Source organism: Leucobacter sp. WKLB1, from assembly GCF_059696215.1.
The window spans coordinates 2,834,692-2,846,405 of the sequence record NZ_AP046115.1 but is presented as its reverse complement, the minus strand read 5'-3'; the positions used below and the strand labels follow the sequence as shown (position 1 = coordinate 2,846,405).

The window sequence follows — 11,714 nt, the reverse complement described above, 5'->3', positions numbered from 1 at the left end:
GTACGCGCGTTGCGCTCGTACCGAACTGCAGGGCGACTGAACTCGGGAGCGACGTGACGCAAAACGGCAGCATCAAGATCGGCGTGATCGGTGGCGGGCAGCTCGCCCGCATGATGGTGCCACCCGCGATCCACCTGGGTCTGCGCATCAGCGTGCTCGCCGAGAACGAGGGCTCGAGCGCGGAGCGTGCTGCCGACGCGGTCGGCGACTATCGAGACCCCGAAACGGTCTACGCGTTCGCCGAGACGGTCGACGTGATCACCTTCGATCACGAACATGTGCCGCAGGCGATTCTGCGTGAACTCGAGGCCCGCGGTGTCGCCGTGCACCCGCGCCCCGACGCGCTGCAGTACGCCCAAGACAAGATCGTGATGCGCGAGAAACTGACCGAACTCGGCGTGCCCATCCCGGATTGGGGCGCCGTCGCCGACGAGGCCGCACTCCAGGCCTTCCTCGATGCCCACGGCGGACGCGCCGTCGTGAAGACCGCCCGTGGCGGGTACGACGGCAAGGGCGTCCGGGTCATCTCCGACGCCGCCGAGGTGCGCGACTGGTTCACCGCGCTCGCCGAAGACGCGAACGGCGGCTTCCTGCTCGTCGAAGAGCTCGTCGACTTCGTGCGTGAGCTCTCGCAGCTCGTCGCGCGTCGGCCGAGCGGCGAGACCCGCACCTGGCCCGTCGTCGAAACCATCCAGCGCGACGGGGTCTGTGCCGAAGTGCTCGCCCCCGCACCGACCGACCGGCCCGAGGTGCTGGCCGAGGCCGCGCGCATCGGGTCCGTCGTCGCCGAGGGCGTTGCCGTGACCGGGGTGCTCGCCGTCGAGATGTTCGAGACCCGCGACGGGCGCGTGCTCGTGAACGAGCTCGCCATGCGCCCCCACAACTCTGGTCACTTCTCGATCGAGGGATCCGTCACGAGCCAGTTCGAGCAGCACCTGCGCGCCGTCGCCGATTTGCCGTTGGGCGACACCTCGATGACCGCGCCCGCCGCCGTGATGGTGAATGTGCTCGGCGGCCCTGCCGAGGGGCCCATGCCGGTGCGCTACGCCGAGGCGCTCGCCGCGCATCCGACCGCCAAGATCCACAGCTACGACAAGCAGCCCCGGCCGGGCCGCAAGGTCGGGCACGTCACGGTCACCGGTGACGACCTCGCCGCGGTGCGGGCGGAGGCCGTGGCCGCTGCGGCGGCGTTTGCGTGATTCCGCGCCCCGATACGATGGAGGGCATGGCTGAAACCACCGCGCCCCTCGTCGGCGTCATCATGGGCTCTGATTCCGACTACTCGGTCATGGCCGATGCGGTGCAGGCGCTCCGCGAATTCGGCATCGCCCACGAGGTCGAGGTCGTCAGCGCCCACCGCACGCCCGACAAGATGGTCGACTACGCGCGCGGGGCGGCGGCCCGCGGCATCCGCGTCATCATCGCGGGGGCGGGTGGCGCCGCGCACCTCCCCGGCATGGTCGCCTCAATGACGACGCTGCCGGTCATCGGCGTGCCCGTACCGCTCGCGAAGCTCGACGGTCTCGACTCGCTGCTCTCGATCGTGCAGATGCCGGGCGGTATTCCGGTCGCCACGGTCTCGATCGGGGGCGCGAAGAACGCGGGCATTCTGGCCGCGCGCATCCTCGGCTCAGCCGATCCCGACGTCTCGCAGCGTCTCGCCGATTACGCCGACGGGCTCACCGCCGCGGTGGGCGAGAAGAACGACGCCCTCAAAGCGCGCATCGCGGCCGAGTAGCGCGCGCCGAGCACACCACCGGTGAACCACGGGGCGCTCGGAATCGCGGGAGGCGGGGACGACCCCCGCGCCGACCGCGGCTCACCCGCGTACCGGCGTGCGCTCGTCGCACTCTTTTGCGCGGGTCTGGCGACCTTCGCGCAGATGTACTCTCCGCAGGGGCTGCTCCCCGAGATCGCCCGTGCGTTCGGCGTCGACGCCGGCGTTTCGTCATGGGCGGTCGGTGCGACGACGATCGGCGTGGCCTTCGGCGTCCTCCCCTGGGCCAAGTTGTCGGATCACTGGGGCCGCGTCCGCACCATGCGCTGGGCTACGGGCGCCGCGATGGCGCTCGGCCTCGCCGTGCCCTTCGCGCCCGGCTTCGAGAACATGCTCGTGCTGCGCGGCATCGAGGGATTCGCGCTCGCGGGCATCCCCGCGCTCGCCGTGACGGCACTTGCAGAAACCGTGCGGCCGCGGGCGTTGGGCGGCGCCGTCGGCATCTACGTCGCCGGCACGACGCTGGGCGGACTCGTGGGGCGATTGCTCGCCGGTGCGGTCGAAGCGGAATTCGGCTGGCGCGCCGGCATGGTGTCGGTCGCGGTGCTCGCGACGGCGGCGACGGTCGCGTTCGCGCTGCTCGTACCGCCGACCGCGCCCGTGCGCTCGGCGTCGAGCGGTGTGGTGGCGGCGATCCGGAGCACGCTCACGCAGCCGGGAGTCGTCGTGCTCATCGCGCACGCGTTTCTCACGATGGGTGGATTCGTCGCGGCCTACAACGCGCTCGCGTTTCGACTCGAGCTCGCGCCCTACTCGCTCACGCTGGTGCAGGTGTCGTGGCTGTTTCTCGCGTATCTCGCGGGGACGGTCGCGTCGTCGAGCGTGTGGCGTTTTACGGTGCACGCATCGCCGACCGCCGTGCTGCTCGCGAGTCTTGCGGTGATGGGCATCGGATTGCTGCTGACGCTCGCGGCGCCGCTGCCGGTCATCGTCGTCGGGCTCGTGCTCTTCACCGGTGGGTTCTTTGGGGCCCACACGATCGCGAGTGGATTGATTGGCCGCCGAGCTGCCGGGACGGTGGGGGCCAGCCAGGCGCCCCCGATGTACAACCTCGGATACTACGCCGGGTCGAGCCTGCTCGGGTGGGCCGGTACCTCGGCGTTCACCGCTGCCGGCTGGCACGGAACGGCAGCGATGATCGGCGCCGTCATTCTGCTCGCCGCCGCTCTAGCGTGGGCCTATGCGCGTCGGCACGGAGGCATCGCTCGCGCCGACGCGCTCGCCTGATCACAGATTGGCGTGCGTCTCCCAGAGCTGCCATGCCGACGATCGCCAGCTGTAGCCTCGGCTGCGATCGCAGGCGAGCACCGTCAGCGTGGGCAGTGCGCCCGACTGGCTGATCAGCCGGCTGTATTCGGCGGCGAAGCCATCAGCAGTGTCGGCGGACACGCCGGCATCGAGCACGAGCTCCGCGGTGGCGGGGTGCCCCGCGTGCACGACGGGGACCGCGGCGCCGAGCGACGCGAGTACGACATACCCGGTGCCGGCGAACGCCTGCGGCTGCAGCAGCACCGAAGCGCCCCCGAGCGCGGCGCCGATGTCGGAGAGCTGAGTGACCACGATGACCCGAACGCGACTCTGCAGCTCTGCGGGGACGTCGATCGTCGGGGCCGAGGCGTCGCGGTCCTTGTCTTTGTCGCGCGGCTGCGGTCCCTGCGGGTCAACGCCGTCGAGCACGACAAGCGGGGGCAGAGTCGCGTCGCGACGCATGGCATCGAAGATCCACTCCAGACGGCCGTGCTCGCCTGCGCGTGCCGTGGTGACGGCGTAGCGATCCGGAAGCCCCCAGCCGGCACGACGCTCTGCCGCATCCGCGGGCGCTGAGAGCTCGCTGGGCGGAGCGAGCGGGAAGACCTGCACCGGCAGGTCGCTGCCGTATTGCTGCTGCAGCACGCGCGCGGTGGCGTGCGTCGGCGTCAGAATGACGTCGGCCAGCTTGACAGCGCGCCGGGTGAACGCACGGAAGAGTCGGGCCTGCGAGTTGCCGATCAGCGCCGGCGCGTCCCACGCAATGCTGTGGGGAATCGTGACCGAGGTCTGCGACCCATCGTCTTCTCCGCGCGAGCGCAGCGGCATCATCGGGGTCAGCGCGTGCACGAACTCGCCGTCGAGAGGGCGGGCCGTCGTGCCGTTCTGCCACACGAGCGGCAGCATGCTCGCCCGCAACGGGAGAAGCTCGGAAGTGAGTCGCGCCGAGGCGAACTCGGGCACCTCAGAGCCGCGAGACAGCAGGAACCGTGCGCTGCAGCTGCGGGGAGCCGTCTCGGCGACTGCCTGCACGAGATCGCGGGCAGCGGCCGCGTGCACCTCTGATTCGAAATCTGGGAACGGGTCTGCGATGAGGGTGAGCGTCGCCAATACGTTCTCCCCTCGAATCGCGAAACACCGGTGCAGCACTGGGCTGTTCTCCATATTGTATGGAGTCCAAGAGCAAGATCCGCTGTGCGCCGCAGTGCGAACGCGCGGTTGAGACGCAATTGAAATAATTTTCGGGGCTTGCTCCGAGTTCATCGCCTCGCGGTGCGGCTGCCGGGAACCTCTCCGAATGGCCAAGTACCCTGTCTCCATGCGTGTTTTGTTGACTGGCGGCGCCGGGTACATCGGCTCCCACACGGCACTGGTGCTGCTCGAGCACGGCCACGAGGTGATCGTGCTCGATGACTTCTCGAATAGCAGTCGTGAGGCGGTTCGGCGTGTCGAGCAGCTGAGCGGCAAGACGATCCCTGTGGTCGAGGTCGACCTGGCCGAGCGCGCTGAGGCCGAGCGGGCGCTCGCCGAGATCGAGTTCGACGCGGTGATCCACCTTGCCGGTCTGAAAGCGGTGGGGGAGTCGGTGGCGCAGCCCACGCGTTACTACCGCGTCAACCTCGACTCCACGCTGGTGCTGCTCGACGTGCTCCGCGAGCGGGGCATCACCAACTTTGTCTTCAGCTCGTCGGCCACGGTCTACGGCGACCCGCAGCACGTGCCGATCGATGAGGATCACCAGACCGGCGTGGGGGTCACGAACCCCTACGGGTGGTCGAAAGCGATGAACGAGCAGATCGTGCGCGACGCGCAGGTCGCCTGGCCCGAACTCGGTGCCGTGCTGCTTCGGTACTTCAACCCCGTTGGTGCGCATCCCTCGGGTCTGATCGGCGAAGATCCGAGCGGGATCCCGAACAATCTGATGCCATTCATCACCCAAGTGGCTGTCGGCAAGCGCGAGCGCCTCAGCGTGTTCGGCAACAGCTATGCCACGCCCGACGGCACCGGTGTGCGCGACTACATCCACGTCATGGATCTGGCGGAGGGTCACGTTGCGGCGCTCGAGCACAACGCTCCCGGCGTCTCCGCCTACAACCTCGGTTCGGGCACCGGCTCCAGCGTGCTCGAGGTCGTGCGCGCCTTTGAGTCCGCATCCGGACGCGAGATTCCCTTCACCATCGAACCCGCGCGCGCGGGTGACGTCGCGGAGATGTCGGCCGATCCGACTCGCGCGAACGTCGAGCTCGACTGGCGCACCACTCGCAGTCTCGCCGAGGCCTGCCGTGACTCCTGGGCCTGGCAGTCCGCGAACCCCGACGGGTACGGCGCATGACGCTCGACCTCGAGCGGCCGCTGCGCCACCCCGATCTGCAGTCGGAACCGCTGATGAGCAAGCGTGCGCGCTGGCTGGTGATCCTCGGGTTCGTATTGCCGGGGACCGCCCAACTCGTTGCGGGCAACCGCAAACTGGGGCGATTCGGCCTGATCGCCACGATCGTGCTGGTCGTCGGGGCGCTGGCCGCAGGGCTCGGGTTCCTCTTCGCTCGCGTCGCCACGCTCACAATTTTTACGAACAGTGCCGTGCTGCTGCTGGTGCAGTGGGCGCTCTTCATCTACGCCGTGATCTGGGTCGCGCTCGGCATCGATACTCTGCGCCTCACGAAGCTCGTGCGAGTGCAGCGCAACTGGCGGGTGCCGGTCGCGATGCTCTCGGTGCTGCTCACCGTGGTGCCGGCCGCCGGTGCCGCCTGGGCGGGCACGGCTGTCGGAGCCGGACGTAACCTGCTGAGTGACCTCTTCCCGAGTGCTCCAGCCGTCGAACCGGTCGACGGCCGTTACAACATCTTGCTGCTCGGCACCGATGCCGGTGCCGACCGTGAAGGTCTGCGACCCGACAGCATCTCACTCGTCAGCGTGGACGCGAAGACGGGTCAGTCGGTCATCGTCGGTCTGCCGCGCGATATGAAGGGTGCGCCGTTCCCCGATGATTCGCCGATGCAGCCGGTCTACCCTGAGGGCTACTGCGACGAGATCAATAACTACGAAGTCGTCGATGGCGGCGGGTACTACTGCTTCACAACGGGCGCGCTGAACTCGCTCGTCACCGAGGTCGAAGATTCGGGTTCGCCATCGTACGACGGCATTTACGCTGATGCGGTATCGAAGGGGTCGACCCCCGGCATCGAGGCCACGAAAGACGCGGTCTCGGGTGTCACCGGTCTCGACGTGCAGTTCTACGTGCTCGTCAACATGGACGCGTTCGAGAGTCTGATCAATGCGCTCGGCGGTATCACGATCGATGTGCAGGAGCGCCTGCCCATCGGCGGTCACATCAACGAGGTCACCGGCGAACTCGAGGGCGTCGAGGGGTGGATCGAGCCCGGCACCCAGGGCATGGACGGGTACACGGCTCAGTGGTACGCGCGCTCCCGCTACGGGTCTGCCGACGGCGATTACTCGCGCATGCAGCGTCAGCGCGACCTGCAGGCCGCCATCCTCGCCCAGATGAATCCGCAGAACGTGCTGCTGCGGTTCCAGGATGTTGCCGCAGCGGGTACCGAACTCGTCGAAACCGATATCCCGGAGTCGATGCTGGGGCGCTTCGTCGACCTTGCAGCGAAGGCACGCGGGCACGACATCGTGAACGTCGAACTCGTGCCGCCGGCCATCGACCCCGAGGCGCCCGATTTCGATGCGACGCGTCAGCTCGTCTCCGATGGCGTCGCCGCCGCCTCGCCCGTCGAGACGGAAGCGGGCTAGCCGAATCGTGAGCGCAGTCGACACGGACGATCTGGTGATCGCGCCGAACTCCGGCGCGCCCAGTGAGCCGCCCGCGGGGTCGCCGTCTCGGACGTCCCACCGGCGACTCTGGTGGGGCGCGGCGATCGTGGCCTTCTGGCTGGTCGCCGCGGTGTCGGCGGCTTTCGTGGGTATCGGATTCTGGGTGCGGCGCACCTTTGGTGCGATCTCGATCGACCAGTTGTTCTCGAACCTGAACGGCGGCGGCGAGGGCGCAGGCGGTGCCGGACTCGTCATCGGCGGGGTGATGACCGGCATCGTGATCCCGCTCGGCATCGTGCTGCTCGTCGCGATCTTCGTCGAGCGTCGGCGCCGTCGGTGGAACCGTGCCGCGGCGCTCGGAGAGCGACCGAAGCTGCAGCGACCCGTGCGCTGGATCGCTGCACTGCTGGCGCTCGTGCTCCCGGTCTCAGGAGGGGCGTACCTCGGCGCCGCGATCGGCGCCGGCGACTATGCGCAGGCGCTCTACCGCGACCTCACGACCGACTTCGGGTTCGACCGGTACTACGTGACTCCCCAGGTGTCGGCAGCGCCCGACGCCGGGGGTGCGCAGCCGCGCAACCTCGTCGTCATCTATCTCGAGTCGATGGAGAACACGTTCTCAGACGACGACCTCTTTGAAAAAGACATGCTCGCCCCTGTCGAAGACGTCACCCGCGGGTGGCAGACGATCGATGACTACCGGCAATACGACGGTGGCGGCTGGACGATGTCGGGCATTCTGAGCACGCAGTGCGGAGTGCCGCTGCGCAGCGCCTCGTCGACCGCCGACATCTCGGAGCTCAACGAGATGGACTCGGCCGACGGCGATGCTGCGCCGTACCTCGCCGGTGCGACCTGCCTCGGCGATGTGCTCGCCGATCAGGGATACCGCAACGTGTACCTCGGTGGAGCCGACGCGAGCTTCGCCGGCAAGGGAGCTTTTCTCTCGACCCACGGGTACGACGAGATCGATGATCTGAACGTGTGGAAAGCCGAGGGCGAGACCGAGGTGCGCGGCGATTGGGGCCTCTCCGATCGCCGGCTCTTTGCGCAGGCAAAGGACAAGGTGGACGAACTGCACGCGGGCGACCAGCCTTTCAACCTCACGATGCTGTCCCTGGATACGCACGAGGGCCCGCGGCTCTACGACTACTGCACGCGCGACACCGATGCGGTGATGACGTCGATCACGTACTGCTCGATGCAACAGGTCGCCGGGTTCGTCGAATACCTCGACGAACAGGGGTACCTCGACGACACCGCGGTGGTGCTCATGGGTGATCACCAAAAGATGATCGCGGAGGGCGGCAGCTTCTGGGACGAGCTCAAAGACCTCGATCACCGCACGATCTTCAATCGCATCTGGAGCCCCGACGGGTTGCGCGTGGCGCGCGAAGACCTCGATCAGATGAGCATGTATCCCACACTGCTCGAGCTCACGGGTCTTGAGCTGCAGGATCATCGAGCCGGCATCGGCGTCTCGGCCCTCACCGATGGTTCCGACGTGCCCCACGGATCGATACTCGACCTTTCTGCCGAGGAGTACCGCGATCTCGTCACCTCCCGATCCAGCGAGTTCTACCAGAGGCTGTGGCGCACCTCCGGGCTAGACTAGGCGGGTTCACGATCATGAAGGAGTCGGATCGCATGCGTGTGACCGCCGTGCTGGTGGCCTACAACCGACGGGAACTGCTGCAGCAATCGCTCGCGGCTCTCGCCGCGCAGAGCCGACCCGTCGATCGCCTCGTCGTCGTCGATAACGCCTCCGATGACGGCTCGGTCGAGGCCGCCGCTGAGATGCTCGAAGCGTGGGGCGAACGCGCCCGACACATTCAATTGACCGAGAATACGGGCGGTGCCGGCGGGTTCGCGACGGGCATCGCGGCCGCGGTCGTGGAAGACGACACTGACTGGGTATGGGTCATGGACGATGACACGGTGCCCGGGCCCGACGCGCTTGCGGGGGCACTCGAGACCCATGAGCGCTACCGGGCTCAGGGGCCCGACGACCTCGCCGTCATGGGGTCGCGTGTGATCTGGACTGATGGGGCGGATCACCCGATGAATACGCCCAAGGCCAAGATTCGCGCATCACCGGCAGAGCGCGATCGTGCCGCATCAGTCGGCGCGATGGAGATTCGGTCGATCTCATTCGTTTCGGCCTTCCTCCGAGCATCGCGGGTACGCGAGCTCGGCCTGCCCATCGCCGATTACTTTCTGTGGAACGACGATTTCGAGTACTCCGCCCGACTGCTGCGCGGAGCCCGAGGCCTGTATGTGCCTGCATCTGTGGTGACGCACCGCACGGTCAAGCGCGGGTCCAGTGATCAGGATCCCGGCCCCCGGTTCTATTTCGAAGTGCGCAACAAGCTCTGGGTGTTTCGCCGCAGTGCGGCGCTGCTGCCCTGGGAAAAGCTGCTCTACTCGGCGGCGACCGCGCGGCGCTGGTTCCGCACGTTCCGTGCGTCGACGGACCGTGCTCAACTGCGCGATTGCTTGCGTCGGGGCTGGAACGACGGGTGGCGACGAACGCCGCGGTCGAGCCGCGACGTGCTGCGCGGTGCCGGGGTTCCGGTCGATGTGATGGTTGTGGTCGAACAGCTGACGCGCACGGACGAACGCTCGTAGGTCGGGTGTCACAGCACGGTGATATCGGTCGCGCGCCAGCGCTCTTCACGATGCTCGAATCGCAGCGCCACCACGGTCGAGCGGGAATCGAGATGCAGCACGACTGACGCTTCGATCACGTGGGGCACCGGCCGGCACAGGTGCGCGGGGCCAGGTACCGCGACGCGACGCCGCCGATCTCGGGTGACGCACTCCCGCTCGGCTCGCAGCGCACGCCGCGACTGCAGTGCTGCGACCACGCCCGGTGTGATCCACATAGCCATCTGACTGGCCGATCGCATTCCTTCCAGGACTTCGAACGCGAACAGTGCGAGTTTTTGCACGATCGCCGCGGGCGGGGTTTCGGGAGCCTGAGCTTGCTGCGGCGGGACGTGTGCGGCCAGTGGTGTTACCGGTTGCGTGGCTTGCCGCGGGCAGGGCGCGCTCTTCGCTGATGCGGGTGCGGGCGCGGGTACGGCGTGCAGATGGCGGGGTGCCACGGGCCGGGGCGATGGTGCTAGTACCGCCTCAAGTGGGTCGTCGAATGCGCGCGAGCGTGCAGTGGCCGGCATGGGGGCTCCTTCTCTCGGTGCTCAGACTTCGCTGCTGTAGCGCCCCCATGCAGCTCTGCAATGTCTGAATTTCTAATGTGCGCTCCAGATTAGAGAATAAACACTCACGTGCGTCAAGCGCCAAAAAAGACCAGGGCCTGCAGGCTTGGTATGTGTGTGCATCGTCGTGAGGTTTGCCCGGGCGCCGAGCAACTGTGCTCTAGGCTTGACGCGTGGCTACACTGCGTAATCTCGCGACGAAGTATTCATCCCTCGACGAAGAGGAGATCGAATGGCTTGAGCGTCTGACTCTGGACCTGCAACTCCTTGCCGACCTGGCACTGAGCGACGTCGTGCTCTGGGTGCCCACGAGCGACGAGAACTATCTCGCCATCGCTCACAGCCGCCCGGCCGGCTCGGTGACGCTGTTCTACCGAGACGTCATCGGCGACCTGCTGCGAGCCGACTGGCGCGAACTCGTCGATGAAGCGATGTCGAGCAATGCTCCAGTGATCTCGACGTCGCCCGCGTGGTACGAAGAGAGCCCGATGCGGCTCGCAGCCTATACGGTGAGTCGTCGTAACGGCGATGGTACCGAGTACGGCCCGTTCGCCGTGATCACGGTGCACACCAGCGTCGCTGACACGCAGACGGCATCGCGTATCGGCGCGGCCTTCCGCGAAGTCGCAGCAGATCTGCTCGGCATGATCCAGCAGGGGCTCTTTCCGGTGCCGGGCAGTTCGCGCGGCGGTGAGCAGGGCGCTCCTCGTGCCTCTGACGGGCTCGTGCGCGTCGATCTCGACGGAATGGCCACGTTCGCGAGCCCGAACACCCAGACCACGTTCTCGTCGCTCGGGTATCGCGATGAGATCGAAGGGGAGAACTTCAGTGAAGTGCTCGCCGATGTGGTGAAGGGGCAGTTCGACACGAACGAGTCATTGCCGCTGATCGCACAAGGCAAGATCGCGAAGCGCGTCGAAGTCGATGCTCGCGGTCACACCATTACGCTGCGCTCGATTCCGGTCTTCCGTGATGGCGCGCGTGTGGGGGGCATTGTGCTCACCCGCGATGTCACGAAGCTGCGGCAGCAGGCGCAGGAGCTGATCACCAAGGACGCGACAATCCGTGAGATTCATCATCGGGTGAAGAACAACCTGCAGACGGTCGCCTCCCTGCTCCGCGTGCAGGCGCGTCGCGCTCGCAGCGAGGAGGCCAAGCAGGTGCTCGGCCAGGCGATGCGCCGCGTCGCCGCGATCGCGGTGGTGCACGATACGCTGTCGTCGGGACTTGACCAGATCGTCGACTTCGACAAAGTCTTCGACCGGGTGCTCGGTCTTGCGGCCGAGGTCGCGAGCCTGCACAACACCACCGTGCATCCGCACCGGGAGGGTCAGTTCGGTGAGCTGCCCTCGGAGTACGCGACGCCGCTCGCGCTCGCGCTCACGGAGATCGTGACGAACGCCGTCGAACACGGCCTTGCCGGGCGGGAAGGCGAGGTTTATATCCATGCCGACCGCACCGACGAGCGCTTGAGCGTCGAGGTCATCGATACCGGCACCGGTCTGCCCGGTGGCACCGTCGGCGATGGGCTCGGAACGCAGATCGTGCGCACGCTCGTCGAAGGCGAACTCGGAGGCAGCATCACCTGGGGCCCTGACGCCGGAGGCGGCACCCGAGTGGCGATTCAGGTGCCGCTGCATTGGATCTCAACGCAAACGCGTGAGATCCCGCGCGTTCAGGCATAGCGTCTG

General features: G+C 67.2%; 10 protein-coding genes. 8 read left to right on the top strand and 2 right to left on the bottom strand.

Annotation, left to right across the window (positions count from 1 at the left end; genetic code table 11):
- The first annotated feature begins 53 nt into the window (after positions 1-53).
- The 3 genes from ACZF5Y_RS13085 to ACZF5Y_RS13075 are packed head-to-tail and all read left to right on the top strand — an operon-like array spanning position 54 to position 3,004.
- Entirely contained in the window at positions 54-1,199 is a 1,146-nt protein-coding gene (locus ACZF5Y_RS13085; protein ID WP_497533065.1) for a 5-(carboxyamino)imidazole ribonucleotide synthase, read from the top strand.
- Positions 1,200-1,225: 26 nt separating this feature from the next.
- Positions 1,226-1,738, top strand: a complete 513-nt coding sequence (gene purE, locus ACZF5Y_RS13080; RefSeq protein ID WP_497533064.1) for a 5-(carboxyamino)imidazole ribonucleotide mutase — start codon at positions 1,226-1,228, stop codon at positions 1,736-1,738.
- Between the two features lie 21 nt (positions 1,739-1,759).
- A complete protein-coding gene (locus ACZF5Y_RS13075; RefSeq protein ID WP_497533063.1) occupies positions 1,760-3,004 on the top strand; it encodes an MFS transporter in 1,245 nt (414 codons plus the stop codon).
- Here ACZF5Y_RS13075 and ACZF5Y_RS13070 read toward each other — a convergent pair whose 3' ends face one another.
- Complete coding sequence (locus ACZF5Y_RS13070) at positions 3,005-4,189, bottom strand: glycosyltransferase family protein (RefSeq protein ID WP_497533062.1); 1,185 nt, start codon at positions 4,187-4,189, stop codon at positions 3,005-3,007. It abuts the gene before it with no gap.
- Between the two features lie 154 nt (positions 4,190-4,343).
- Between ACZF5Y_RS13070 and galE the strand changes: the two genes are divergently transcribed.
- Genes galE through ACZF5Y_RS13050 form a run of 4 tightly spaced genes read left to right on the top strand, consistent with a single transcriptional unit; the run spans position 4,344 to position 9,433 of the window.
- On the top strand, positions 4,344-5,357 hold the full coding sequence (gene galE / locus ACZF5Y_RS13065; RefSeq protein ID WP_497533061.1) for a UDP-glucose 4-epimerase GalE: 1,014 nt from the start codon (positions 4,344-4,346) through the stop codon (positions 5,355-5,357).
- Positions 5,354-6,784 carry an LCP family protein gene (locus ACZF5Y_RS13060; RefSeq protein ID WP_497533060.1) on the top strand — a complete coding sequence of 477 codons (1,431 nt, stop codon included), beginning with the start codon at positions 5,354-5,356 and terminating at the stop codon, positions 6,782-6,784. The genes galE and ACZF5Y_RS13060 overlap by 4 nt, the downstream gene beginning before the upstream one ends.
- A 7-nt stretch (positions 6,785-6,791) precedes the next feature.
- Complete coding sequence (locus ACZF5Y_RS13055) at positions 6,792-8,420, top strand: LTA synthase family protein (RefSeq protein ID WP_497533059.1); 1,629 nt, start codon at positions 6,792-6,794, stop codon at positions 8,418-8,420.
- 32 nt (positions 8,421-8,452) lie between these two features.
- Positions 8,453-9,433: a glycosyltransferase gene (locus ACZF5Y_RS13050; protein WP_497533058.1), complete on the top strand. Its 981-nt coding sequence runs from the start codon at positions 8,453-8,455 to the stop codon at positions 9,431-9,433.
- A gap of 8 nt (positions 9,434-9,441) precedes the next feature.
- Here ACZF5Y_RS13050 and ACZF5Y_RS13045 read toward each other — a convergent pair whose 3' ends face one another.
- Positions 9,442-9,984 carry an Rv3235 family protein gene (locus tag ACZF5Y_RS13045; RefSeq protein ID WP_497533057.1) on the bottom strand — a complete coding sequence of 181 codons (543 nt, stop codon included), beginning with the start codon at positions 9,982-9,984 and terminating at the stop codon, positions 9,442-9,444.
- Positions 9,985-10,196: 212 nt separating this feature from the next.
- Between ACZF5Y_RS13045 and ACZF5Y_RS13040 the strand changes: the two genes are divergently transcribed.
- A complete protein-coding gene (locus ACZF5Y_RS13040; RefSeq protein WP_497533056.1) occupies positions 10,197-11,708 on the top strand; it encodes a sensor histidine kinase in 1,512 nt (503 codons plus the stop codon).
- Positions 11,709-11,714 lie beyond the last annotated feature (6 nt).